Source organism: Celeribacter ethanolicus, assembly GCF_001550095.1.
Classification (GTDB): Bacteria; Pseudomonadota; Alphaproteobacteria; order Rhodobacterales; family Rhodobacteraceae; genus Celeribacter; species Celeribacter ethanolicus.
Genome location: NZ_LRUC01000040.1, coordinates 57,446 through 80,643 on the forward strand (window position 1 = coordinate 57,446; position 23,198 = coordinate 80,643).

Here is a 23,198-nt window from a genome sequence, read left to right on the forward strand (position 1 = left end):
TGAAATATGGTAGATTTTTCCAAAGTCAGAGCGATTGATTTTCACACCCATGCCGAGGAGGCCTGCGGCTGTCACCACGATGACGGCTATGACGATCTGCAATCCGCGATGGCGAAATATTTCGGCGCGCCCTGGTCGCACCCGCCGACCATCGACGAAACCGCCGCGCATTACCGCGAAAAGAACATCGCCGCCGTAATCTTCCCGGTCGATGCCGAACGCGAAACCGGCTATCGCCGCTACAACAATTATGAGGTCGCCGACGCCTGCGCCAAACATTCCGACATCCTTATTCCCTTCGCCTCCATCGACCCCGCCAAGGGCAAGCTTGGCGCCCGCGAGGCCCGCGATCTGGTCGAGAACCACGGTATTCAGGGTTTTAAATTCCACCCGACGATGCAGGGCTTCTACCCCAACGACCGTTCGGCCTATGTGCTCTACGAGGCCATCGCGGAATCCGGCAAGCCCGCTCTGTTCCATACCGGCCAGACCGGCGTCGGATCGGGCATGAAGGGCGGCAATGGCATGCGGCTCAAATACTCGAACCCGATGTATATGGACGATCTCGCCGTCGATTTCCCCGACATGCCGATCATCCTCGCCCACCCGTCGTTCCCGTGGCAGGAAGAGGCCTTGTCGGTCGCGACCCACAAGCCCAATGTCTATATAGACCTCTCCGGCTGGTCGCCGAAATACTTCCCGCCGATCCTCGTGCGCTATGCCAACACGATGCTGAAGCATAAGATGCTCTTCGGCTCCGACTGGCCGATGATCGCGCCGGAGAAATGGCTGGATGCCTTCGACAAGGCCGACTTCCGCGACGAGGTCCGCCCGCTGATCCTCAAGGAAAACGCCATGCAGCTTTTGGGGGTCTCCGAATGACGCCGTTCAAAGCGCCGCTCGATGACATCCTCTTCTGCCTGCGCCATGTGGCCGGGGCGGATCGTCTGCCCGAGTGGGACGCGGAGTTGGCTGAGGGCATCCTTGGTCATTTCGCCTCCTTCGCCGAGGGAGTCATCGCGCCTCTGGACGAGCCGGGCGACGCGCAGGGGTGCACCCTTTCCGACGGCCGTGTTACCATGCCCGACGGCTTTAAGGAGGCCTACTCCCAGCTCGCCGAGGGCGGGTGGCAAGGCCTCACAGCTCCTGAGGATTTCGACGGTATGGGGCAGAATGCCCTTTTGGCGGCGGGCGTCTCAGAAATTTTCTCCGGCGCCAACCACGCGATGCAGATGGTCTGCAACCTCGTACCGGGTGCTATTTCGACGCTGATGAAATTCGGTTCTGATGCGCAAAAACAGCATTGGATTCCACGTCTTGCGGCGGGCGAGACGCTCTCCACAATGTGCCTGACCGAACCGGGCGCGGGCTCCGATCTCTCTCGTATCCGCACCAAAGCCACGCCTTCGGGCGACAGCTGGCGGATCGAGGGGGAGAAAATTTTCATCTCCGGTGGCGATCAGGACATGTCCGAAGACGTGCTGCATCTGGTGCTTGCGCGCACGGGCGGCGATGGTGTCAAAGGCCTGTCGCTGTTCCTCTGCCCATCCGATGTTCATGGCACACGCAACGCGGTAACCGTCACCCGGATCGAGGAAAAGCTGGGCCTCCATGCCTCGCCGACCTGCCAATTGGCTTTCGATGGCGCAGAGGCCGAGTTGATCGGGGACGAGGGCGCGGGGCTGATGGCGATGTTCACCATGATGAACCACGCCCGTCTCGATGTGTCCCTGCAAGGCGTGGCGCATGCGTCGCGCGCGTATCACATCGCGGCGGACTATGCTGCCGAGCGTAAGCAAGGCCGCAAAGCCGACGGAACAGAGGCCGTTCTGGCCGATCACCCGGATGTGCAGCGCATGTTGGACGAACAGAAATCCCTCGCGCTCGGCGCCCGCGCGATGACCTATCTGACCATGGCCGAACTGACCCTCGGTCAGAATCGCGCGCTGGTCGATTTCCTGACGCCGATCTGCAAGGTCTTCTGCACCGAGGCGGGCATTCATGCCGCCGATCTCGGCATTCAGGTGCTGGGTGGCTACGGCTATCTGACCGAATACCGAGTGTCTCAAACCTGGCGCGATGCGCGGATCACCTCGATCTACGAAGGCGCAAATGGCATCCATGCGGTGGCGCTTGCGACCCGTGGTTTGCGTGCGGCGGAGGGGCCAGAGGCCTTTGCGAAACTGGTCGAAGAGCTGGCCTCCGGCGATCCCGACTGCCTCTCGCTTTTGTCCGAATGGCAAGACGCGCGCGCAGGCATGGCGGAGCAGGCTGTCGAGAAAGCTCATGATTTCATGGCGTTGACCGGCGAAGTCCTGTTCCGCGCGGTCTGGTGCAAACTCGCCGCGACGGGCGCGGCGGAGATGATCCGTCTCGCCAAACGCGTGGCGCGGCGTCCTCTGCCGGTGCGTTTGCCGCTCAGCGCTTAAAGATCTCCCGCGACCCGGGCGCGATAGGCCGTGGGGGTCTCCCCCATGCGCGCCCGGAAGCGGCGGGAGAAATACGGCGGGTCCGTGTAGCCCAGCCGATAGCCCACCTCTGCCACCGGCAGGCGCGTAAAGGCGAGGTGGCGACAGGCCTCCGTCATCACCGCCGTTTCCAGATATTCGGTCAGTGTTACCCCGCTGTCGCGCCGCACGATCCGGTTCAAATGACCGGCGGTCATATGCAGCGCGCGGGCATAATCCGTGGCACTCCAGCCCTCTGTCATGTGATCGGCGATCAAGGCGTCCAGTTGCTGCATTTGCCGCGTCTGATCTTGGTCCGGAGTGTCGATCTGGGCGCTGTCTTCCGCCAATGTCACCAAGAGCGCATGCGACAAGGCGACAAGCCTCTGTGCGCGAAATATACCAGATTTATCATGGAAGAGTGCAAGCTGAGACAAGAGCCCTCTGGCTGTGTCGGAGAGGGGCGTGTGATGCGTGCTGTTGAGCCACGCCGTCAGAGGTTGCGATTGCGGTCCGAGACGCTGCACCACGGGAGAGGGCAGCGACAGCACGAACCCTTCAGTGCCCTTGTCAAAGGTAAACCCATGCACAATTTTCGGTGGAACATAGAGAAACTCACCGTTTTTCAATGTGCTTTCCGATCCGTCCAGCGTGACCTGCGCAAAGCCCGTTTCGATGTGAAACACCTGCGCCATTTGGTGATGCCGATGCGGAGAGATTTTCCAACCGTGCAGCCGCGCCCGATCAAAGATGCGCTCGCAATGGATCACGTCCGGGAAGGCGCTGGTTTCGCCAAAAAGGTTGAAGGCGGGAATGTGGCTGGTCTCACTCATGCCGGAAAAATACCATTCATTGCCGCGCGGGTCCATTCCGATGTCGAGCCGTGCGTTTTAAAGTCTTCTCAAATTGGAGGAGACGCATATGACCACTTTGACCACCCAGGTCGCCATCATCGGCGGCGGCCCATCTGGCCTGCTTTTGTCGCAGCTTTTGAACAAAGCGGGCATCGAGACCGTCATTCTCGAACGCTCGACGCGCGATCACGTTCTGGCGCGCATCCGCGCCGGCATCCTCGAATGGGGCACTGTCGAATTGCTCCGCGAGGCCGGCGTCGGTGCGCGGATGGAGGCGGAGGGCATCCCGCATGACGGCTGTTACCTGACCGACGAGGAGTTGATGGTTCACATTGACTTCAAAGAGCTGACCGGCAAACAGGTCATGGTTTACGGCCAGACCGAGGTGACGACGGATCTGTATAACGCGCAGGATACCATAGGCACGACCGTGTTGCATGAGGTGTCCGACGTGGACATTCGCGATCTCGATCAGGCGAAATCCTATGTCGAATTTACCCATGAGGGTACGCGCAAGCGGCTTGAGTGCCTCTATGTGGCGGGCTGCGATGGTTTCCACGGCGTGTCGCGCAAGACCATTCCCGAAGAGAAGCGTCGTGAGTTCGAGCGGGTCTATCCCTTTGGTTGGCTTGGTATTTTGTCAGAAACGCCGCCGGTCAATGACGAGCTGATCTATTCAAATTCCCGCCACGGTTTCGCGCTGGCCTCGATGCGCAATGAGAATCTGGTGCGCTATTATGTGCAGGTGCCGCTCACCGATAAGGTCGAGGATTGGTCGGATCAGCGGTTCTGGGACGAGTTCTCGCGCCGTATTCCGTCGGAGGCCGCGAGCCGTCTCGTCACCGGGCCGTCGATTGAAAAGAGCATCGCGCCGCTCAGGTCCTTCGTCTCTGAGCCACTGCGCTGGGGCAATCTGTTCCTCGTGGGCGACAGCGCCCATATCGTGCCGCCGACGGGCGCGAAGGGGCTCAACCTCGCCGCCTCCGACGTGTACTATCTCTACACGGCGCTGATCGACGCGGTGAAAGGTAAGACCACGGGCATCGACGAATATTCCGCCCGTGCGCTGGCGCGGATCTGGAAGGCGATGCGGTTTAGCTGGCAAATGACCACCATGCTGCACCGGTTCGACGGCGAAGACGCCTTTGCCGAACAGATGCGCAAGGCGACGCTGAATCATTTGGCGACCTCGGAGACCGCACGCCGGGATCTGGCCGAAAACTACATCGGTCTCCCGTTCTGAGAAAACCGGTCCGGCGGATTACGCCGGATCGCCCAATCTTTGAATGTTTTGAACGAGTTCGATGGCCATGGAGAGCGAGCGCCCCGTGGCCATCAGCATCTGCGGCAAGACCATCCACTCAAGGCTCCACGCCGTGCCCGAACGCTCCTGTTCATGCACCACCGCATGATGCATGGCGCTGACCTGCGTGGCGTTGAACCGGGCGAGAGTGACCAAGAGCTCGGCGGACACCGGATTTTGTTTATGCGGCATCGCGGACGATCCGCCTGCGCCGGAAATCGACACGCATTCAATGCCTTGCTGCGCCATGAGCGCAATATCTTGCCCGATTTTCCCCAAAGATCCGGTCACCAGAGACAGGAAAGAGGCATAGCCCGCAATCCCGTGCCGCATGGTTTGCCATGTTTTGTCGGTGGGGGCGAGGCTAAGTATTTTAGCCACCTCCGCGACGACACAATCCGCCTTGTCTCCAAGTGCTTTGCGGTCGCCTGACGCGCCGCCGATTTGCACTTTTTCAACATCGGTCCGTTTTTGGTCCAGCGTCTTGAGATGATCCGAAATCGGCAAGCGCCACGCCAGAACACGGTCCCGCACGGTCATCTCGGTCGCCGCCTGCATCCGGGTGCGTCCCATCAGTGGCGCATCTCCAAACCGGGCTTCAACCGCTTTCAGATGGGTTTCCAACTCCAACAACCGCCCGGCAATCAGGAAAGACGCTTCCCGCAGCGAGAGGATCATCGCCGTGTCCACCACATCTTGCGAGGTCGCCCCCTTGTGCAGGGCTTCGGCGGGGGCAATGGCTTTCAACTGTTTCACCAGACGCGGGATCGGCACGCCATCTTGGGCCATCCCGGTGGCAATATCGGCCAAGTCAATCTGCGCGGTCTCAATCGCCAGCGCGGCCTCTTCCGCCTTCGCCGCATCGAACAGCCCTGCCTTGCCACAGGCCCGCGACCATGCCGCCTCAAACGCCAGCATATGCGCCATCTGGCGCTCGGGCGCGAGGATCGCCGCCATCTCCGGATCGCCGAAAAGACCGGACAGCCAAGGGTGGTCGAAAACGGAAAGGCTCATCGGATTTGTCCTTATCAATAGTCAAAGGGGCGGTGCCTGCCGCCCCTTATAGTTGATTTTGTGCAAGTCTTACAGATCGAGAAACACGGTCTCGTCCTGCCCCTGAAGGCGGATGTCGAAGCGGTATTTGCCGTCTTCGATCTTCTTCGCGATCAGGGTGTTGACGCGCGGACGCTGTTCGATGCGCTTCAAAAGCGGATCGTCATCGTTGTTCTCGTCCTCGAAATAAATCCGGGTGTTGAGACCGATGTTGATGCCACGGGCCACGACCCAAAGCGAGATATGCGGTGCGCTCTCGACACCACCACGCCCCTTGTAAGAACCGGGTTTCACGGTGCGCAGCGTAAACTCGCCCGTCACCGCATCGGCGGCAAAGCGGCAATGGCCGGTAAAGGCCGGATCGGCCCCGTCCGCGCCGGGAAACACGCCCGCCGCATCGCATTGCCAGCTCTCGATCATCGCATCGCGCAGCGCCCAGCCGGTGCCGTCGAACACGGAGCCGACGATTTCGACGATCTCGCCCTTGGCCTTGCTTTCGTCATGGAAGGGCGTCGTGCCGATCTCTTCCTCGTAATAGCCGCCATTGCCCGCATAGGTCGGCATCAAGCCGATATGGACGTAGGGGCCCGCCGTCTGGGACGCGGTTTCTTGCAAAACATCAAGTTTCTGGGTCATCTCACATGCCCTCCAGCTTGTTCTCGAACATGGTCTGGCGGCGACCGCGCAGCACGATGTCGAATTTATAGGCGAGGAAATCGAGCGGGCGCGATTTCGAGAAATCGAGCGGCGCGACCAGACGGTCGAGCGAGCTGCGATCCTTGATCGTTGCGGCGATCGGGCAGTGATTGATCAGCGGATCGCCCTCGAAATACATCTGGGTGATCAGGCGCTGGCCAAAGCTGTGACCATAGACCGAAACGTGGATGTGCATCGGACGCCAGTCGTTCGCGCGGTTCGGCCAGGGGTAGGCACCCGGACGCACGGTCAGGAATTCGTAATAGCCGTTCTCATCGGTGATGGTCCGGCCGCAACCGCCGAAATTCGGGTCGAGCGGCGCGAAATAGGTGTCTTTCTTGTGACGATAGCGCCCGCCCGCGTTGGCCTGCCAAATCTCGATCAGCGTGTTCGGCACCGGACGATTGTTTTCGTCCAGAACCCGACCGTGCATCAGGATGCGTTCACCCACGGCGGGGGCCGCGCCCTTGGTCCAGTTCAGGATCAGGTTGTTGTCGAGCGCACCGAGTTTGTTGTGACCGAAGGTCGGGCCGGTCTCTTCGGACGGCGAGCTTTCCATCGACAAAAGCGGCAGGTTCGGCGAACGCGACACGGATGTCTTGTAATTCGGGTCATAGGGCTCCGGGTGGATCGCGCGGTTGCGCGGGATCAGCGGGCCCTGATCGGTGATCAGGCTGGTCATTGGGTCTCCTCCATTTCCGCATAGGTCTGCTTGGCGAGCTTGAGCGCATGGTTCGCTTTCGGCACGCCTGCGTAGACCGCCACATGTTGCAGCGCCTCCGCCACATCGTCTTTCGACGCACCCGTGCGTGCGGTGGCACGGATATGCATCGGAATTTCCTCAAAATTCCCGGTCGCGGCCAAAAGCGCGATGGTCAGCATCGAACGTTCCCGGCGCGAGATCTTGTCCGAGGACCACACAGTCCCCCAGGCCCCTTCGGTGATGAGCGTCTGAAACGGCAGATCGAATTCGGTCTTCGCCGCTTCGGCCCGGTCGACATGGGCATCGCCCAGAACTTCACGACGGGTCTTCATGCCCTGATCGAATTTCTCGCTCATGCTGCGATCCTTTCCACAAATTTCACCAGCGCTTCCGTAAAGGCTTCGGGCGCTTCGATGGCGGGCAAATGCCCGGTCTCTTCAAACATCACCAGATCGGCGCGCGGCAGGTTGCGCGCCAACGCCTCAACCACCTCGGGCGGCGTCGCCAGATCGTGTTTGCCGCCGAAGACCAGCGCGGGCTGGGTGATCTCGCCCAAGCGGTCCGTGATGTCCGTCCCCGCAATCGCGGCGCAGGTGGCGATATAGCCCTCCTGATCGGTGCGGGCCAAAAGCGTGCGCCACAAGGGCGCGTTCGGATTGGCCAGCATCTTCGGCCCGAACCAGCGCGGCAGAATGCCCTCGGCCATCGCCGCCATGCCGTTTTCCCGCACGCCTGCGATCCGCGCGTGCCACCCTTCGGCGGCGCCTAGCATCGAGGCGGTGTTCGACAACACCAGCCCTTGCACCTTTTTGGGCGCCATCATGGCCACATGCTGCGCGATCAGCCCGCCGATGGAGCAGCCGACGAGAATGGCGCTTTCAAGCCCCGCATCGTCCATCGCAGCCATCACATCCTCGGCCAGCTCCGGGATGCCATAACCAACCGGGGCGGTCTCCGAGAGGCCATGTCCCCGCTTGTCCATGCGCAAGGTGATCCAGCTTTTCGGCAGGTGGCCGCAAACCTCGTCCCACATGCGCAAATCGGTGCCGAGCGAGTTGATGAACACCAGAGCCGGACCCGTGCCGCCTTTGCGGCTCACATGCATGGTGCCCCAGTCGCGTTTCAGTGCGTGCATTCTTGTCTTCCTTTTTTCTCAATTTGCCATAATTTTTTTCATGTGAAAAATACAATATGATGCAAAAAGCATAACCATATGAATATACCAAACGGCATGAAGCTCCGCCATCTGGAGGCGTTTTTGGCGGTGTCGGAGGCGGGCACGATCTCGGCTGCGGCGCGGGCGCGGAACGTATCGCAACCGGCCTTGTCGAAAACCATTGGCGAGTTGGAGGCGCAGTTGGGCACAGACCTGTTCACCCGCACCGGGCGGCAGGCGGTTTTGACGCCTGCGGGCGAGGCGTTTCGCCGCTATGCGCTGTCGTCCTTGCAAAGCCTTGAGGCTGGGGTGCGGGCACTGACGGGCGGCGGGCGGATGGATGTGGTCAAGGTCGGCGTGTTGCCGACGGTGGCGAGCGGGTTGTTTCCCGCCGTGGCGCTGGAATTTTCCGAGTTGCGCCCCGATGCCCGCATTGCCGTGATCACCGGCCCGAACCGCTATCTGATCGACCGGATGCGCTCCGGCGGGCTCGATCTTGTGGTGGGTCGGATGGCACCCGCGCGGGAGATGACCGGGCTGTCCTTTGAATATCTCTACGACGAAACCGTCTATCTGGTGGCGCGCAAGGATCATCCGGGGTTGGTGCTCTCGCCCGTTGAGGCGCTGCGCCGTTATCCCGTGATCCTGCCCAACCCCGGGTCCATTATTCGCCAGCAGGTGATGCAATATCTCATCGCCTCGGGGCTTGATCAAACTGTGAATGTACGCTTCGAAACCGTGGCGCGCCCGGTCGGTCTGCCGCTCGTCGAACGCTCCGACATGCTCTGGTTCATCTCGCGCGGCGTGGTCGAACGCGAGCTGTCGGAGGGCCGTCTTGCGACGCTCGATCTCGGCGTGGATTATTTGACGGGGGCGGTGGGGCTGACGCGGAAATTCGATTTCACGCGCGACAGCCCGGCAGACTTTCTGGCAAGCCTGTTGCATCGGCGGGCGAAGGACTTCTCCGCCCGCTGACGTTTCCTTTAGACCGCTTCGAGCGCAATCGCGATGCCTTGGCCCACGCCAATGCACATGGTCGAGAGCGATTTCTCGCCCGGCTTCAGCTCCAGCATCGCCGTGCCAGTGATCCGCGCGCCGGACATGCCAAGCGGGTGGCCGATGGAGATCGCGCCGCCGTTCGGGTTCACACGCGGATCGTCGTCCGCAATGCCCAGATCGCGCAGCGTCGCGAGGCCCTGCGAGGCAAAGGCCTCATTGAGTTCGATCACCGCAAAGTCTTCCTGCTTCAGGCCCAGACGCGCCATCAGCTTTTTCGATGCGGGTGCAGGGCCAAAGCCCATGATCCGCGGCGCAACCCCGGCCGCCGCCCCGCCAAGCACCTTGGCGATGGGTGTCAGCCCGTGTTTCTCCGCCGCTTCCTTGGAGGCAAGGATCAGCGCCGCAGCCCCGTCGTTCACACCCGAGGAGTTGCCCGCCGTCACGGTGCCGTCGGCTTTGACAAAGGTCTTCAGCTTTTGCAACGCTTCAAGCGTCGTGGACGGGCGCGGGTGCTCGTCCTCGGAGACCACAATCGGATCGCCTTTGCGCTGCGGGATCACCACCGGGACGATCTCTTTCGCCAGACGCCCGTTGGCCATCGCGGCCCCGGCTTTTTGCTGCGAGCGCAGCGCAAACAGGTCCTGATCTTCGCGGGAGATGTTGAAATCCTCCGCGACGTTCTCGGCGGTTTCCGGCATGGAATCCACACCGTATTGCGCTTTCATCAGCTTGTTGACAAACCGCCAGCCGATGGTCGTGTCATAGACCTCGTTCGCGCGCGAAAAGGCGGTTTCCGCTTTCGGCATCACAAACGGCGCGCGGGACATGCTCTCGACGCCGCCCGCGATGATCAGATCGGCTTCGCCCGCCTTGATCGCGCGTGCGCCCGCGATGATCGCATCCATGCCCGAACCGCAAAGCCGGTTCATCGTCGTGCCGGACACGGAGTCGGGATAGCCCGCCAGCAAAAGCGACATGCGCGCCACGTTGCGGTTGTCTTCGCCCGCCTGGTTGGCGCAGCCGAAGATCACATCGTCAATCGCCGCGAGGTCCATCGACGGGTTGCGTTCCGCCAAGGCTTTCAAAGGGATAGCGCCCAGATCGTCGGCGCGGACGCTCGACAAAGCGCCGCCGTAACGGCCCACAGGTGTGCGGATATAGTCGCAGATGTAAACGTCGGTCATCACAGGTCCTCCGGGACAATCAGATCAAGAACGTCGCCGTCGGTGTGGAGCGTCGCCCCGGTGACGGCTTGCAGCGCTTCCATCGTGAGGCCCGGCAGTTTCTCCCGCAGGATGAACTTGCCACCTTCGATGTCGATCACGGCGAGCGAGGTATAGATACGGGTCACACAGCCCACGCCGGTGAGCGGGAAGGTGCAGGTCTTGACCAGTTTCGGGCCGCCGTCTTTGGTGACGTGATCGGTGACCACGGCCACGCGTTTCGCGCCATGCACCAAATCCATCGCGCCGCCCACGGCCGGAACGCCTTTGGAACCGACACGCCAGTTCGCCAGATCGCCGTTCTGAGCCACCTGATAGGCACCCAGCACCGCGAGATCGAGGTGACCGCCACGGACCATGGAGAAACTGTCGGCATGGTGGAAAAACGACGCGCCCGGATTGAGCGTGATCGCTTTTTTACCGGCGTTGATCAGGTCCCAGTCTTCCTCGCCCTCGGCAGGCGCTTTGCCAAAGCCCAACACGCCGTTTTCGGTGTGATAGGTGACATCGCGGCCTTCGGGTTGGAACTTGGCGATCATTTCGGGAAAGCCGATGCCGAGGTTCACATAGGAGCCGTCTTCGATGTCTTGAGCGGCACGCCATGCGATTTGGGCGTTCGACAGCTTGTCTTCCATAATGTTGAAATCGGACATCAGTAGACCACTCCCGTGCGCACCAGCACTTCTTCTTGTTGAGGTTGTGCAACTTCTACAATCGCGTCGACGAAGATGCCGGGGGTGATCACCTGTTGCGGATCAATCGACCCCGGTTCCCCCAACTCGCTGACCTGCGCGATGGTTTTCGCGGCGGCCATCGCCATCAGCGGGTTAAAGTTACGGCCCGCCATGCGGTAGGTCATGTTGCCGACCGTGTCGCCTTGCTGACCTTTGATCAGTGCGAAATCGGCCTTCAGCCAGCGCTCGCGCACATACATCTTGCCGTCGAACTCTTCGGTCGGTTTGCCCTCGGCCAACTCGGTCCCGAAAGAGGTCGGCGTGTAAAACGCCGGGATGCCAGCACCGGCGGCGCGGATGCGTTCCGCGAGCGTGCCCTGCGGCACCAGTTCCAGCTCGATTTCGCCCGCGAGGAATTTCTCGTTGAACGCCTCGGCGTTGGACGAGCGCGGGAAAGAACAGATCATTTTCTTGACCATGCCCGCCTTGATCATCGCGGCGATGCCGATGTAGCCGTTGCCCGCGTTGTTGTTGATCACGGTGATGTTTTTCGGGCTTCCCGTGGCACGGAAGCGGTTGATCAGCGCGTGGATCAGCTCGATCGGCGCGCCGGAGCCGCCGAACCCGCCGATCATCACCTGTGCGCCATCGGGAATGTCCGCGACAGCCTCGGCCACGGTAGAGATGGTTTTGTCCATGAGACCCTCCAGATTATGGCGTCGATGTAACGCTGCGCCGGAGTGGCGACGAGTCTTTTTGTGCGCATCTTGACATTTGTTCGGATGTCGAGAAGTGTCGTGCGTATGGCGAACAAACCGACAAACAAATCCTCCGATACCATCTCATCGCTGGCCAAGGGGCTGCGCGTTCTCGAATGTTTCGGGGCGAAAACGCCGAAGCTGTCGATCACCGATGTCTCCAAGGCCACGGGGCTTGACCGGGCCACCTCCCGGCGCTGTCTCTTGACGCTCCATGCCGAAGGCTATGCCGATTACGATGGTAAATTCTTTACGCTGACGCCGCGCACCCTGCGCCTCGGTATGGGGGCAATCTCCGCCCTGCCGTTGCCGCAGATCGTCCAGCCCTGGCTCGATCAGCTCACCGAACAGATCGGCCAGAGCTGCTCCGTGTCGATCCTCGATGGTACAGAGATCGTCTATCTAGCTCGCGCGGCGCAGAAGCGCGTGATGTCCATCGGCTTGATGCCCGGTTCGCGCCTGCCTGCGCATTGCACCTCCATGGGGCGCATTCTTCTGGGGGCCTTGCCCGCCGAGGAGGCGCGCGCGATTGTCGAGGCCTCCGATCTCTCGCCCCGCACGAGGTTCAGCGTCACCGACCCGGACGAGATCATGAAACGCATCGGGGAAGCGCATACCCAAGGCTATGCGATCATTGATCAGGAAGTGGAGATCGGATTGCGCTCCATCGCGGTGCCGTTGGTCGATGGGCATGGCAGGATTATCGCCGCGCTCAACACCGGCATGGCCGCGACGCAGGACAAGGCGCAGGCGATGGTGCCGACCTACCTGCCGAAATTGCTCAAGGTTCAGTCGGGGTTGCGCCGGGTTCTTTAGCGCGGGCTTTAGTCCAGAGACCGCGCGGTGATCGCCTCCGCGACCTCATCGGCGGTCTTCAAGGTGCGCACCACCAGCGGCACCACAAGCGCCAGCATGTTGCGCTCCAGCCCCCGTGCCCGCTGCGCCTCGCGCACCTCGTCGAATTGCGCGCGGATCATTGGAATAAAGCGCCACACCAGCGACATGGCGAGCGCGATCTTGTCCTTGGGCACCCAAGCGGGCGCGCGGGACAAAAGCGCGAGGATGCCCTCGGTAAACTCGCTCGCCCGTGTCGTATAGGTCACGAGAGCGGCGGCCATCAGCAACGCCATCAGCCGAAGCGTGACATAAATCGCCATTCCGAGGCTTTCGAGCCAGAGCTGGGCGGCAAAGATGATCACGAGGACGAACAGAGCGGGGCGGATTGCGGTCAACGCATCGCGGGCCGAGAGACCGGCGATCCCATAGCTCAAGGCCACAAGCACAAGCCCGGCCCCAAGCATCCCCGGATGCGTCACCACGAAGATCGCCGTGCAATAGACAAACAGGAGCGCCAGTTTCCAAGCGGGCCGCGCGCGGTGCAGTGCGCTGTCGCCGGGGATATAGAGATCGGTCAGCATCCGCCCAAATCTTCGCAGAGCGCTTTGTAGGCCGGGATCACGTCCTCTGGCCGCCCATCCGCATGAATGCGCCCGCCCGCGATATGCAAAATCCGGTCGAAGCCCGCCAAGAGATCGAGATCGTGCGACACCACCACGGCGGGCTGGGGTAGGGTGGCAAGCACCCGCATGAATTGCATCTTGTTGCGCAGGTCCAGAAGCGTTGTCGGTTCGTCGAACACGATCATCTCGGGTTCCGTCACCAGCACGCCCGCCAGCGCCACCATCTGTTTCTCGCCGCCGGAAAGCTGATGCGTCAGACGGCCTTTCAGATGCGTCAAAGACAGCTCGGAAAGCACCCGTTCGATCCGCGTCTCGCTCTCCGCTTTCGGTAGTTTGCGCGCCTTGAGACCAAAGGCGAGATCTTCCTCGACCATCGGGTAAACGATCTGGTTGTCCGGGTTCTGAAACATGAACCCGACATGGCGGCGCAGGTCGTCCGTGCTCTCTCCGAACCGGACCGTGCCCGTAGACGGCTTCTCCAACCCGTTGAAAAGCCGAAGAAACGTGCTTTTCCCGGAGCCGTTGTTGCCGATCACGCCGATGCGCTGTTCGGTCAGGCTCAGGGTGATCTCCGACAGGATCTCGCGCGTGCCTTTGGTCACGGAGACCCTGTCGAACTGCATGGTCATGCTCAGGCGGCCTGACCGATGATCGGGTAGGATTTCTTTACCGTCACCATGACAGCGGCAGCGATCAGCGCTTTGACGATGTCGCCGGGGATGAAGGTCACGGAGCCCATGAAGGCCTTGGAAATCGGCACGCCCGCCATGAGGGTGATGCCCGGAATGCCGACCGCATACATCACGCCGATGCCACCAATGACGCAGATCAGCGTGGCGGAGACAAAGGACAGCCCGTCCCAGAATTTTTCGGTCATCCAGCCGATGGCAATGGCGGCCAGAAGCCAGCCGAGAAGGAAGCCGGCGGTCGGACCGAAGAACACCGACAAGCCGCCGCGTCCACCTGACAGGAGCGGCAAGCCGATGGCCACCAGCACCAGCAGAAGAAGGATCGCAAGCCCGCCGCGTTTCGCGCCCAGGACGCCGCCTGCGAGCATCACGCCCAGCGATTGCGCCGTGATCGGCACCGGCAAAAGCGGCAGGGTCACCGGCGGAAACACCGCCATGACCGCAGTGAGAGCGGTGAAAAGAGCAATCAGGGTGATGTCGCGTGTGGTCATTCGTTCCTCCGATGGGTGCGCCGGTTTCGCACCGGCTGTCTGAACCTCTGGGGCCGAGTGATAGTCACCAGTTCGATGTCGGGTAAACCCCCTTTTTCAGGTAGGGGGGCTTTGCTTTGCAAAATTGCGGAGAAGTTTTTCAAAACACCGTAGTTTTGCGCGGAGATGCAAAATTATGCAGGAAAACTCCCGTATTTTCCGATCTTTCGGTCAGGTTTCAAGCCGTCGCGCCGCCAGCAAACTCAGCCCCGCCATCACGCCTGCGGTTGCCAGACAGAGCGCCAGCCCCCCGGCCTGATAGGACAGCCCCGACAGGAGCGTGCCCAAAAGCCGCCCGGCGGCGTTCGCCATGTAGTAAAACCCTACATCCATCGTCACGCGGTCTTCACCGGAGAAGGCGAGGATGAGATAGGAATGCACCGAGGAATTGACCGCAAAGACAAAGCCAAACAACAAAAGCCCGGCGATCAGTGCAACTGTGAGCCAAAGCGTCGGCGCACCCGCGATCCACACCAGTCCTGCGAGCACAAAGGGAATGGGCGTCAAAAGCCCGACCCATTTCACCGCCATCCGCGCCCCCGCGTCGTCATCCCCCGCAGCCCCCTTGAGAAACCGCGGCGCGATGCCCTGGACAAAGCCATAGCCGATGATCCAGAGCGCCATGAAAGCGCCGACGATGAAAAATGCCCGCCGCGCGCCTTCCGGCGTGCCGTCGGAGAAGATCGCCTTGAAATAGATCGGGATGCCGACCACGAACCACACGTCTCGCGCACCGAACAGGAACATGCGGGCGAGTGAGAGCTGGTTGATCCGCCGGTCCTTCGACCAAATGGCGGAGATTTTGGTACCTTTTTTGCCGGTTGGCAGGCCCTTGGGCATGAACAGCGCCACGGCGACAAGGATCACCGCAAGTACCAAAGCCATGCCCCAGACCGCCGCCTTGAACCCCGCGAGCGCCAAAAGCGCCGCGCCGAGGAAAAAGCCAAAGCCTTTGACGGCGTTCTTCGATCCGGTCAGCACGGCGACCCATTTGAAGAGGCTGCCGTCGCCCTTGGGGGCAAGGATTTTGACCGCCGATTTCGACGCCATTTTCGCGAGGTCTTTGGCGACGCCCGACGCCCCTTGCACCGCCATGACATAAAGCACAGAGGCCGACACCGACCACGCCGGGTCAAGACCGGCCAAGGCCGCCAAGGCTACGATCTGGATCACCAACCCCGCGTAAAGCGTTGAGGTCAAACCGAAACGCGCCGCGATCCACCCGGCGGAGAGGTTCGTCACGATGCCTGCGATCTCGTAGAACAGGAAGAGATACGCCAGTTGGACGGGCGAAAACCCCAGCCCGTTGAACTGCAACAGCACCAGCATCCTGAGGGCGCCGTCCGACAGCATGAAGGCCCAATAGGCTGCCGTCACCGCCATATAGGCGCGCATCGGGTTATGGGCTTGCGCTGTCACGCTCATTCACATCGCCCCCGCCACCATCCGCGCAATATCTGCGAGACGGCAGGCATAGCCCCATTCGTTGTCATACCAGGCGTAAATCTTCACCTGCGTGCCATGGATCACCATGGTCGATCCCGCGTCCACAATCGAACTGCGCGAGTCGTTGATGTAATCCGTCGAAACGAGAGGCCGCGTTTCATAGCCCAAGATCCCCGCCAGCTCCCCCTCCGAGGCCGCCTTGAACAGCGCGTTGACCTCTTCCGCCGTGGTCGCCCGCTCCACCTCGAACACACAATCTGTCAGCGAAGCATTCAGGAGCGGCACCCGCACCGCATGACCGTTCAGCCGCCCTTTCAGCTCCGGATAAATCAGCGTGATCGCCGTCGCCGACCCGGTCGTGGTCGGAATGAGGTTGTTCAACGCCGAGCGCGCCCGCCGCATGTCCTTTGCGGGCCGGTCCACGATGGTCTGGGTGTTGGTCACGTCATGGATCGTCGTGATCGAGCCGTGCTTGATGCCGAGATTTTCGTGAATCACCTTCACCACCGGCGCAAGGCAGTTGGTGGTGCAGGACGCCGCCGTCACCAGATCGTGGACCGCCGGATCGTAAAGCCCATGGTTCACCCCGTACACAAGATTGAGCGCCCCGCCGTCCTTCACCGGTGCCGAGACGACAACCTTCTTCACCCCGGCCTCATAATAGGGCGCGATCCGCTCGGCGGTTTTGAAATAGCCGGTGCAGTCGATCACCAGATCGACGCCCAGTTCCTTGAGCGGCAGGTTTTCGATCCGCGCCTCCCGCGTCAGCATCATATGCGTGCCATTTACCGTGAGGCTGTCCGCGTCATAGGAAATTTCCGCGCCCCAGCGCCCGTGCACGGAATCGAACTCCAGCAACAGCGCATGCTGCTCCGCATCCCCGGCGAGATCGTTCAGGAGCACGATGTTTTTGCCAAGCCCCCGGTCGAACAGGTCGCGCAGCGCTAGCTTTCCGATCCGACCAAGGCCGTTGAGGGCGATTTTGGGGGCAAAGTTGGGTGCAGATTTAACCATGGTCATCCTCTTTCATCACGGAGAGATCGTCGATTTTCGCCTGAAGCGACATGCGATCGAGTTTCTCGATTGGCAGCGCTGTGAAAACCTCGATCCGACGGCGCAGCGCGTCATAGGTCCGGGCAAAGGCCAGAGCGCGCTCGGCCTCGGTGCCCTCGACCTTCACCGGATCGGGCAGGCCCCAATGCGCCGAAAGCGGCTGGCCGGGCAGGGGATCGCAATCCTCTTGTGCCGCCCGGTCGCAGACGGTGAAGACGAAATCATAGCCCTCCTCACCGCGCTGCGCCTGGCTGAGCGATTTCGACCAGAGCCCGAGCGTGTCATGGCCTTCGCGTTCCAGAAGTGCGCGGGCCTGCGGGTGAATCTCGCCATTGGGCGCTGTGCCCGCCGAGACCGCCTCGAACCGCCCCGCGCCAAGGTCGCTCAGCAAAGCCTCAGCCATGATCGAGCGCGCGGAATTGCCGGAACACAGAAACAGCACGCGGAAGGGGCGATCACCACTGAGCGGCAGGGCATTGAGACAGATCTCGGGCCGCCCCCGGCAGCAATCGTTCACTAGATAGCCGACCAGCGCGTCACAGGTCTGAAGTGCGGCCTTATAATAGAGTGCCCGCCCGTCGCGTTCCACTGCGATCAACCCGGCCTGCTGAAGCTCCGAGAGATAACCCGAGAGCGTGTTGGGCTTCATGCCGAGCGCTTCGGCAAGCTCGCTCGGGCGCACCGGGCGCGGGGCGAAACGCATGATCATGCGAAAGGTGGAGAGCCGTCCTGCATGGCCGAGAGCGGCAAAGGCGCGGGTGGCGGAGGGTGAGTCGATGTTTATTTGTTCCATAATTCGCGAATACTCGAAATACATGGCTTGAGCCTAGTGAAAGTTTTATGACGCTGGGACGTCGACCTGAATTCTCTGGGAAATTGCGGTGCGGAGCCTATCATAGGTGAGACACCCCGACGCAGTTGGGTGTTGCTGGATGGCATACGATTGCATCCCATGCCGGGACGTGCCAGCAAGGCCGCAACGACAAGAGTACACCTGCCGGATCACGCGCGCATGACACGAGAGACGAATAAGCAGCCCTCCGCCGACAAGCGGATGCTCAAGACGCTTTTGGCCCCGGGAGCCCGGTCGATCCGTCTGGCATCGCGGCTCACTGCGCTCTCCTCGCTTTTGTGGTTGCCGCAGGCGGCGCTGGTGGCGGCGCTGTTTTCCAGGCTTCTTCTGGGCGAGGGCGGGGTGACGGTCTTGACCGGCACGCTGGGGTTCCTCGGCTTCGCGGCTCTGCGCCTGATCCTGAATTACCTCGCCGAAGGTCTATTGTTCCGCGCCGGTCAGGCCATCGTGACCACGACCCGTGCGCGTATCCTCGCCCGTGAGGCGCAGGCGACCTCGCATTCGGTCGCGGGTGGCCCCGGCGCGCTTGCGGCTCTGGCGGGCGAAAAGCTCGACGCGCTTCTGCCCTATCTCACCCGCTATGCGCCCGCGCAGCTCCGGGTGATGACCGTGCCTTTTGCCATTCTCGCCCTCGCGTTTTGGCAAAGCTGGGCCGTGGGCCTCGTGTTCGTCGTGGCCGGTCCGCTCATTCCGCTGTTCATGGCGCTGGTCGGCTATGCCGCCAAAGACGCCTCCGAGCGGCAGATGCAGGAAATCGGCTCTTTGGGCGATCTTCTGGTCGACCGTCTGGCTGCGCTCGCCGACATCCGGCTCTTGGGTGCCGCCCCGCGTCTCATTGCCCGCTTCGATCACGCCGCCGACGATCTGCGCTCGCGCACCATGGCCGTTCTGCGCATCGCGTTTCTCTCCTCCACCGTGCTCGAGCTTTTCGCCGCCCTCGGCGTGGCGATGGTGGCGGTCTGGGTCGGGTTTTCGCTTTTGGGCGAGATTTCATGGGGCGCTTATGGCGCGGGCATCACGCCCTGGGGCGGGATTTTCCTTTTGCTGCTCGCACCCGATTATTTCCAGCCCTTGCGCGATCTCTCCGCCGCCTGGCATGACAAGGCCTCGGCGCTGGCCGTCGCAGGAGAGCTTGCCGTCTGGGAAGGGCAGGAGACCGAAACGCTTCTGGGGCAGGGGGCCAAGGTCGCGCCGCTTCCCGGTCCCGCTTCCGTCTCTCTTTATCATGTCGCTGCGCAACGCGGTGGACGGACGATTTCCTATCCCGATACCGAGATCGCCCCCGGCACCCGTGTCGCGCTCTCCGGTCCGTCGGGGGCGGGCAAAACCACGCTTCTGCGTCTGATCGCGGGGCTCGAAAAGCCGGCCTCCGGTCAGATCGCCGTCGCAGGGCAACCGCTGACCGAGGACACCGCCGACGCCTGGCGCGCCCGTCTCGGCTGGATGCCGCAAGCGCCGATGTTTCTGGGCCGCTCGCTGCGTCACAACATCGCTTTCGGTGCCGCGCTCACCCCCGATCTGATTGCCGACACCGCGCTCGACGGAGTTCTGGCCGCCCTGCCGAAAGGCGATCTGACCGTGTTGGGCGAAACCGGCGGCGGTTTGTCGGGGGGCGAGGCGCGTCGCGTCATGCTGGCCCGCGCGCTCGCCACCGCCCCCGATCTGGTGCTCGCCGACGAGCCCACCGCCGATCTCGACCGGGAAACCGCCGACCGGGTGACCGAGGCGCTTCTCGCGCTCAAATCCCGCGGTGCCACCCTCATCGTCGCCACCCACGATCCGCGTCTGATCGCCAAGATGGATCGGGTGATCGAGATCGTGCCTGCCAAACCTGCCAAAGAGGAGACCGCCGATGCGTAACCTCTGGCATATCTTCCGCATCATGATGACCGGCGAAGCGGTGGCGCTGCGCCGTGGTCTCGCCCTGGCCGCACTCGTCTTGATCATGGGCGGATCGCTTCTCGGCCTGTCGGGCTGGTTCATCGTCGCCGCTTCTGCCGCCGGTCTCGCCGGGACGGGCGCGGTCTTCGACGTGTTCCGGCCCTCCGCCATGGTCCGTTTCCTCGCCATCACCCGCACCGCCACGCGCTATGGCGAACGCGTTCTGACCCATGACGCCACGCTGCGCGCGCTCGCCCGGCTGCGGGTTGCACTACTCTCCGCCCTGTCCCTGCGCTCCCACGAACGGCTGATCCGGCTTCGCGGTGCGCAGGCGCTCAACCGCATCCTTGCCGATGTCGACGCGCTCGACGGTGTGCCGCTGCGTCTGTTCATCCCGCTGATCGCGGGCGGGGTGACGCAGATTCTGGCGCTGATCGTCCTGTCATGGCTGATCGCCCCCGCCGTCGCCCTCGCGATTTTCGCGATCTACGTGCTGGGCGGCTTGGCCGTTTTGATCTGGGGCATGTCCCGCGCCCGGACGCCCTCGCGCCGCGCCGAAGCGGCGGCGCAGGCCTTCCGCACCCGCTTCATCGACCTCGTCACCACCCGCGAAGATCTTGCCGTCTACGGCCAGCTCCCGGCCCAGATTGAGGCCGCGCAAACCGCCGATGCCCGGCGTCAGGACGCCGCCACAGTCACCGACACCCGCGAACGTCAGGCCGGGGCCGCGCTGATGGTCGTCTCCGCTCTGGCGGGGGCTGCCGCGCTCTGGATCGGGGGCGGGCTGGCCGAGGCGGGCGAGATCACGCCCGCGCGTGCCGCCATCGGGTTTTTCACCGCTCTGGCGCTGATGGAAACCGTCGCGCCGCTGCGCCGCGCCGTGGCGGAGATCGGGCGCATGATCGGAGCGGCGCGCCGTGTGACCGAGCAGATGCAGGCCCCCACCGAGCCGGTTCCCCACCATGTCCCCGACGCGCCCCTGACCCTGTCTTTCAAGGACGTCAGTTTTGCCCGCGGAGCGGCGCGCCCGGTGATTTCGGGCTTCGATCTGGCACTTTCTCCGGGCGACTGGGTGGCGCTGCAAGGCCCCTCCGGGGTCGGCAAAAGCACGGTGCTGCTCTTGGCCGCCGGGGCGCTCCGGCCCTTGTCGGGGCAAGTTCTTGTGGCCGATCAGCCGGTTACAAATTGTTTACCAGGTCTGGTTACGCTCGTCGGGCAAAGATCGGCGCTCATTCAGGGGACGGTTGCGGAGAATCTCCGCCTCGCCGCGCCCGAGGCCGATGATGCCGCGCTCTGGGCGGCATTGACGGCGGTGGCGCTCGATGGGGTCATTCGCGCAAAAGGCGGGCTGGAGGCCCGGCTGGGGCCGCGTGGCTCTGGTCTTTCGGGCGGCGAATCGCGTCGGCTCGTGTTGGCGCGGGCTGTGCTGCGCCGACCGCAGGTTCTGCTCTTGGACGAGCCCACCGAAGGGCTCGACCATGCGACGGCGGAGCGGGTTTTGCGCGGGATTCGCGCCGCTCTGCCGCATGCGGCGGTGCTGATGGCGGCCCACCGCAGTGAGGAACAGGGGGCCGCAGATCGCATTCTGCGTCTTCCGAACGTGCAAAAACCGGTCTCCGGAGCGGAGATTGCAAGCACGTTCACGAGCAAGTGATCTGGAAACGGGAGGGCGCGCCGCGATGTCGCGGTCACTTTAAGATACATCTGTAATATGGCATTCTTGATTTGGGTCAAAGTACCCCAGCGCGTGACGTTCTAATCCGGCGTTACAAAAGTGTATCTGCAAAACATGTTTTTGCAGGAAAGGAGCAAGGGAAAATGGAGTTCGGACTCGTTGAGCTGTCTCGTCTGCAATTCGCGATGACAGCCATGTACCATTTCCTCTTCGTGCCGCTCACGCTTGGTCTGTCGATCATCGTGGCGATCATGGAGACGGTCTACGTCATGACCGGCCGGCCTATCTGGCGGCAGATGACGAAATTCTGGGCAACTCTGTTCGGGATCAACTTCGTGCTCGGTGTGGCCACCGGGATCACGATGGAATTCCAGTTCGGCATGAACTGGTCCTACTACAGCCACTATGTCGGCGACATCTTCGGCGCACCGCTTGCCATCGAAGGGCTCATGGCCTTCTTCATGGAAGCGACCTTCGTCGGTCTGATGTTCTTCGGCTGGGACAAGATGTCCAAAGTCGCCCATATGATCGTCACCTGGCTGGTGGCCATCGGGTCGAACTTCTCCGCGCTCTGGATTCTCATCGCCAACGGCTGGATGCAAAACCCGGTCGGCGCCGAGTTCAACCCGGACTCGATGCGCATGGAGATGACCAACTTCTTCGACGTGGTGTTCAACGAAGTGGCCCAGGCCAAATTCGTACACACCGTTTCCGCCGGCTACGTGACCGCCTCGGTCTTCGTGCTGGGCGTGTCGTCCTGGTATCTGCTCAAAGGCCGTCACACGGAACTGGCTCGTCGCTCCATCGCGATCGCTGCCGCTTTCGGTCTGGCGTCCGCCTTCTCCGTGGTCATTCTGGGCGACGAGTCGGGTTATAACGCAACGCACACCCAGAAGATGAAACTCGCAGCCATCGAAGGCATGTGGGAGACTCAGGAAGCGCCTGCCTCCTTCACTCTCGTCGGTATTCCGGACCGTGAAGCGCGTGAAACCCATTACGCCATTCACATCCCCTATGCGATGGGCCTGATCGGCACCCGCTCTCTCACCGATCAGATCCCGGGCGTGGATCAGCTTGTGGCCGAGGCCAACGAGAAAATCCGCTCTGGCATCATCGCTTACGATGCGCTGATGACCATCCGCGAACAACGTGACGCGACCCCGGCTGAGGTGCGTGCGACGTTCGAGGAACACTCCGCCGATCTCGGCTTCGCAATGCTGCTCAAACGCTACGTGGACGATCCGCGTCAGGCCACCGACGAGCAGATCGCCATGGCCGCCGACGACACCGTGCCGGGCGTCGGGCCGCTGTTCTGGGCCTTCCGTCTGATGGTGGCTCTGGGCTTCAGCTTCATCGCCGTGATGCTCTACTTCTTCTACCGGGCGTCTTTCCGGGGCATGAAGTTTCCGCGTTGGGCGCTGCGTCTTGGCGTGATCATCATCCCGACCCCGTGGATTGCCGCGGAGCTTGGGTGGTTCGTGGCGGAATTCGGGCGTCAGCCCTGGACCGTGGACGGCGTTCTGCCGACGGCCCTGTCCGCCTCGCACCTGTCGATCACCGATCTGCTGATCACTCTGGCAGGCTTCGTGATCTTCTACACGGTGCTGTTCATCATCGAGATGGGTCTGATGATCAAATACATCAAAAAAGGACCGTATATCGACGTTGCCGAAACGGATGAATGGATGAAACGCCATGAAGCCCGCCTCAGCGCCGATGATGCGACCCTCAAGCCTGCGGAGTAA

General features: G+C 62.1%; 23 protein-coding genes. 8 read left to right on the forward strand and 15 right to left on the reverse strand.

Features of this window, described 5'->3' with window-relative positions; translation table 11 throughout:
* Positions 1 to 6 precede the first annotated feature (6 nt).
* Positions 7 to 882, forward strand: a complete 876-nt coding sequence (locus tag NH195_RS14740) for an amidohydrolase family protein (RefSeq protein ID WP_066708484.1) — start codon at positions 7 to 9, stop codon at positions 880 to 882.
* Complete coding sequence (locus NH195_RS14745; RefSeq protein WP_066708487.1) at positions 879 to 2,429, forward strand: acyl-CoA dehydrogenase family protein; 1,551 nt, start codon at positions 879 to 881, stop codon at positions 2,427 to 2,429. The genes NH195_RS14740 and NH195_RS14745 overlap by 4 nt, the downstream gene beginning before the upstream one ends.
* On the opposite strand, the gene NH195_RS14750 is transcribed toward NH195_RS14745, so the two are convergent.
* Complete coding sequence (locus NH195_RS14750; RefSeq protein ID WP_066708693.1) at positions 2,426 to 3,280, reverse strand: helix-turn-helix domain-containing protein; 855 nt, start codon at positions 3,278 to 3,280, stop codon at positions 2,426 to 2,428. The two genes, NH195_RS14745 and NH195_RS14750, sit on opposite strands and share 4 nt — an antisense overlap.
* Before the next feature lie 88 nt (positions 3,281 to 3,368).
* On the opposite strand from NH195_RS14750, the gene pobA reads away from it, so the two are divergent.
* Positions 3,369 to 4,544 carry a 4-hydroxybenzoate 3-monooxygenase gene (gene pobA / locus NH195_RS14755; protein WP_066708493.1) on the forward strand — a complete coding sequence of 392 codons (1,176 nt, stop codon included), beginning with the start codon at positions 3,369 to 3,371 and terminating at the stop codon, positions 4,542 to 4,544.
* Positions 4,545 to 4,562: 18 nt separating this feature from the next.
* Here pobA and NH195_RS14760 read toward each other — a convergent pair whose 3' ends face one another.
* From NH195_RS14760 to pcaD, 5 genes are all read right to left on the reverse strand, one after another.
* Entirely contained in the window at positions 4,563 to 5,618 is a 1,056-nt protein-coding gene (locus NH195_RS14760; protein ID WP_066708499.1) for a 3-carboxy-cis,cis-muconate cycloisomerase, read from the reverse strand.
* Between the two features lie 69 nt (positions 5,619 to 5,687).
* On the reverse strand, positions 5,688 to 6,293 hold the full coding sequence (gene pcaG, locus NH195_RS14765; RefSeq protein WP_066708502.1) for a protocatechuate 3,4-dioxygenase subunit alpha: 606 nt from the start codon (positions 6,291 to 6,293) through the stop codon (positions 5,688 to 5,690).
* Between the two features lies 1 nt (position 6,294).
* Positions 6,295 to 7,035: a protocatechuate 3,4-dioxygenase subunit beta gene (pcaH, locus tag NH195_RS14770; protein ID WP_198403458.1), complete on the reverse strand. Its 741-nt coding sequence runs from the start codon at positions 7,033 to 7,035 to the stop codon at positions 6,295 to 6,297.
* Complete coding sequence (pcaC, locus tag NH195_RS14775; protein WP_066708508.1) at positions 7,032 to 7,412, reverse strand: 4-carboxymuconolactone decarboxylase; 381 nt, start codon at positions 7,410 to 7,412, stop codon at positions 7,032 to 7,034. The genes pcaH and pcaC overlap by 4 nt, the downstream gene beginning before the upstream one ends.
* Positions 7,409 to 8,191, reverse strand: coding sequence for a 3-oxoadipate enol-lactonase (gene pcaD / locus NH195_RS14780; RefSeq protein ID WP_066708511.1), 783 nt, complete (start codon positions 8,189 to 8,191; stop codon positions 7,409 to 7,411). Before pcaD ends, pcaC begins: the two co-directional genes overlap by 4 nt.
* A gap of 78 nt (positions 8,192 to 8,269) precedes the next feature.
* Here pcaD and NH195_RS14785 point away from each other — a divergent pair, with 78 nt between their 5' ends.
* Positions 8,270 to 9,187 carry a LysR substrate-binding domain-containing protein gene (locus NH195_RS14785; RefSeq protein WP_081423954.1) on the forward strand — a complete coding sequence of 306 codons (918 nt, stop codon included), beginning with the start codon at positions 8,270 to 8,272 and terminating at the stop codon, positions 9,185 to 9,187.
* An 8-nt stretch (positions 9,188 to 9,195) separates the two neighbouring features.
* On the opposite strand, the gene pcaF is transcribed toward NH195_RS14785, so the two are convergent.
* From pcaF to NH195_RS14800, 3 genes are read right to left on the reverse strand one after another with little or no spacing between them, the layout of a single operon-like run.
* Entirely contained in the window at positions 9,196 to 10,395 is a 1,200-nt protein-coding gene (pcaF, locus tag NH195_RS14790) for a 3-oxoadipyl-CoA thiolase (protein WP_066708516.1), read from the reverse strand.
* Positions 10,395 to 11,087 (reverse strand): 3-oxoacid CoA-transferase subunit B, encoded by a 693-nt coding sequence (locus NH195_RS14795; protein WP_274377289.1) that lies wholly within the window; start codon positions 11,085 to 11,087, stop codon positions 10,395 to 10,397. The genes pcaF and NH195_RS14795 overlap by 1 nt, the downstream gene beginning before the upstream one ends.
* Positions 11,087 to 11,806, reverse strand: coding sequence for a 3-oxoacid CoA-transferase subunit A (locus NH195_RS14800; RefSeq protein WP_066708522.1), 720 nt, complete (start codon positions 11,804 to 11,806; stop codon positions 11,087 to 11,089). The genes NH195_RS14795 and NH195_RS14800 overlap by 1 nt, the downstream gene beginning before the upstream one ends.
* A gap of 84 nt (positions 11,807 to 11,890) precedes the next feature.
* Between NH195_RS14800 and NH195_RS14805 the strand changes: the two genes are divergently transcribed.
* On the forward strand, positions 11,891 to 12,682 hold the full coding sequence (locus NH195_RS14805) for an IclR family transcriptional regulator domain-containing protein (RefSeq protein WP_238379772.1): 792 nt from the start codon (positions 11,891 to 11,893) through the stop codon (positions 12,680 to 12,682).
* Positions 12,683 to 12,690: 8 nt separating this feature from the next.
* On the opposite strand, the gene NH195_RS14810 is transcribed toward NH195_RS14805, so the two are convergent.
* The 6 genes from NH195_RS14810 to NH195_RS14835 all read right to left on the reverse strand — a co-directional run bounded on the left by NH195_RS14810 (position 12,691) and on the right by NH195_RS14835 (position 17,837).
* Positions 12,691 to 13,284, reverse strand: coding sequence for an energy-coupling factor transporter transmembrane component T family protein (locus NH195_RS14810; protein WP_066708525.1), 594 nt, complete (start codon positions 13,282 to 13,284; stop codon positions 12,691 to 12,693).
* The gene (locus tag NH195_RS14815) at positions 13,278 to 13,955 is read right to left on the reverse strand and encodes an energy-coupling factor ABC transporter ATP-binding protein (RefSeq protein ID WP_066708528.1); all 678 of its coding nucleotides are present in this window, start codon (positions 13,953 to 13,955) and stop codon (positions 13,278 to 13,280) included. The genes NH195_RS14810 and NH195_RS14815 overlap by 7 nt, the downstream gene beginning before the upstream one ends.
* A 2-nt stretch (positions 13,956 to 13,957) precedes the next feature.
* Entirely contained in the window at positions 13,958 to 14,506 is a 549-nt protein-coding gene (locus NH195_RS14820) for a biotin transporter BioY (RefSeq protein ID WP_066708531.1), read from the reverse strand.
* Between the two features lie 210 nt (positions 14,507 to 14,716).
* A complete protein-coding gene (gene arsJ / locus NH195_RS14825) occupies positions 14,717 to 15,970 on the reverse strand; it encodes an organoarsenical effux MFS transporter ArsJ (RefSeq protein ID WP_066708535.1) in 1,254 nt (417 codons plus the stop codon).
* On the reverse strand, positions 15,971 to 17,005 hold the full coding sequence (locus NH195_RS14830) for an ArsJ-associated glyceraldehyde-3-phosphate dehydrogenase (RefSeq protein WP_066708539.1): 1,035 nt from the start codon (positions 17,003 to 17,005) through the stop codon (positions 15,971 to 15,973).
* Complete coding sequence (locus tag NH195_RS14835) at positions 16,998 to 17,837, reverse strand: arsenate reductase/protein-tyrosine-phosphatase family protein (protein ID WP_066708542.1); 840 nt, start codon at positions 17,835 to 17,837, stop codon at positions 16,998 to 17,000. The genes NH195_RS14830 and NH195_RS14835 overlap by 8 nt, the downstream gene beginning before the upstream one ends.
* A 219-nt stretch (positions 17,838 to 18,056) precedes the next feature.
* On the opposite strand from NH195_RS14835, the gene cydD reads away from it, so the two are divergent.
* From cydD to NH195_RS14850, 3 genes are all read left to right on the forward strand, one after another.
* Entirely contained in the window at positions 18,057 to 19,757 is a 1,701-nt protein-coding gene (cydD, locus tag NH195_RS14840; RefSeq protein WP_066708545.1) for a thiol reductant ABC exporter subunit CydD, read from the forward strand.
* The gene (locus tag NH195_RS14845; RefSeq protein ID WP_066708548.1) at positions 19,750 to 21,432 is read left to right on the forward strand and encodes an amino acid ABC transporter ATP-binding/permease protein; all 1,683 of its coding nucleotides are present in this window, start codon (positions 19,750 to 19,752) and stop codon (positions 21,430 to 21,432) included. The genes cydD and NH195_RS14845 overlap by 8 nt, the downstream gene beginning before the upstream one ends.
* 164 nt (positions 21,433 to 21,596) lie before the next feature.
* Positions 21,597 to 23,198: a cytochrome ubiquinol oxidase subunit I gene (locus tag NH195_RS14850; protein ID WP_066708551.1), complete on the forward strand. Its 1,602-nt coding sequence runs from the start codon at positions 21,597 to 21,599 to the stop codon at positions 23,196 to 23,198.

Excerpts from the sequence above, each read along its gene's own strand:
- NH195_RS14740 (WP_066708484.1), top strand. The coding sequence starts at position 7 with ATGGTAGATTTTTCCAAAGTCAGAGCGATTGATTTTCACACCCATGCC.
- NH195_RS14830 (WP_066708539.1), bottom strand. The coding sequence starts at position 17,005 with ATGGTTAAATCTGCACCCAACTTTGCCCCCAAAATCGCCCTCAACGGC.
- pcaD (WP_066708511.1), bottom strand. The coding sequence starts at position 8,191 with ATGCACGCACTGAAACGCGACTGGGGCACCATGCATGTGAGCCGCAAA.
- NH195_RS14820 (WP_066708531.1), bottom strand. The coding sequence starts at position 14,506 with ATGACCACACGCGACATCACCCTGATTGCTCTTTTCACCGCTCTCACT.
- pcaC (WP_066708508.1), bottom strand. The coding sequence starts at position 7,412 with ATGAGCGAGAAATTCGATCAGGGCATGAAGACCCGTCGTGAAGTTCTG.
- NH195_RS14745 (WP_066708487.1), top strand. The coding sequence starts at position 879 with ATGACGCCGTTCAAAGCGCCGCTCGATGACATCCTCTTCTGCCTGCGC.
- NH195_RS14785 (WP_081423954.1), top strand. The coding sequence starts at position 8,270 with ATGAATATACCAAACGGCATGAAGCTCCGCCATCTGGAGGCGTTTTTG.
- pcaG (WP_066708502.1), bottom strand. The coding sequence starts at position 6,293 with ATGACCCAGAAACTTGATGTTTTGCAAGAAACCGCGTCCCAGACGGCG.
- NH195_RS14835 (WP_066708542.1), bottom strand. The coding sequence starts at position 17,837 with ATGGAACAAATAAACATCGACTCACCCTCCGCCACCCGCGCCTTTGCC.
- pcaF (WP_066708516.1), bottom strand. The coding sequence starts at position 10,395 with ATGACCGACGTTTACATCTGCGACTATATCCGCACACCTGTGGGCCGT.
- NH195_RS14750 (WP_066708693.1), bottom strand. The coding sequence starts at position 3,280 with ATGAGTGAGACCAGCCACATTCCCGCCTTCAACCTTTTTGGCGAAACC.
- pobA (WP_066708493.1), top strand. The coding sequence starts at position 3,369 with ATGACCACTTTGACCACCCAGGTCGCCATCATCGGCGGCGGCCCATCT.
- NH195_RS14805 (WP_238379772.1), top strand. The coding sequence starts at position 11,891 with ATGTCGAGAAGTGTCGTGCGTATGGCGAACAAACCGACAAACAAATCC.
- arsJ (WP_066708535.1), bottom strand. The coding sequence starts at position 15,970 with ATGAGCGTGACAGCGCAAGCCCATAACCCGATGCGCGCCTATATGGCG.
- NH195_RS14850 (WP_066708551.1), top strand. The coding sequence starts at position 21,597 with ATGGAGTTCGGACTCGTTGAGCTGTCTCGTCTGCAATTCGCGATGACA.
- NH195_RS14845 (WP_066708548.1), top strand. The coding sequence starts at position 19,750 with ATGCGTAACCTCTGGCATATCTTCCGCATCATGATGACCGGCGAAGCG.
- pcaH (WP_198403458.1), bottom strand. The coding sequence starts at position 7,035 with ATGACCAGCCTGATCACCGATCAGGGCCCGCTGATCCCGCGCAACCGC.
- cydD (WP_066708545.1), top strand. The coding sequence starts at position 18,057 with ATGACACGAGAGACGAATAAGCAGCCCTCCGCCGACAAGCGGATGCTC.
- NH195_RS14810 (WP_066708525.1), bottom strand. The coding sequence starts at position 13,284 with ATGCTGACCGATCTCTATATCCCCGGCGACAGCGCACTGCACCGCGCG.
- NH195_RS14795 (WP_274377289.1), bottom strand. The coding sequence starts at position 11,087 with ATGTCCGATTTCAACATTATGGAAGACAAGCTGTCGAACGCCCAAATC.
- NH195_RS14815 (WP_066708528.1), bottom strand. The coding sequence starts at position 13,955 with ATGACCATGCAGTTCGACAGGGTCTCCGTGACCAAAGGCACGCGCGAG.
- NH195_RS14800 (WP_066708522.1), bottom strand. The coding sequence starts at position 11,806 with ATGGACAAAACCATCTCTACCGTGGCCGAGGCTGTCGCGGACATTCCC.
- NH195_RS14760 (WP_066708499.1), bottom strand. The coding sequence starts at position 5,618 with ATGAGCCTTTCCGTTTTCGACCACCCTTGGCTGTCCGGTCTTTTCGGC.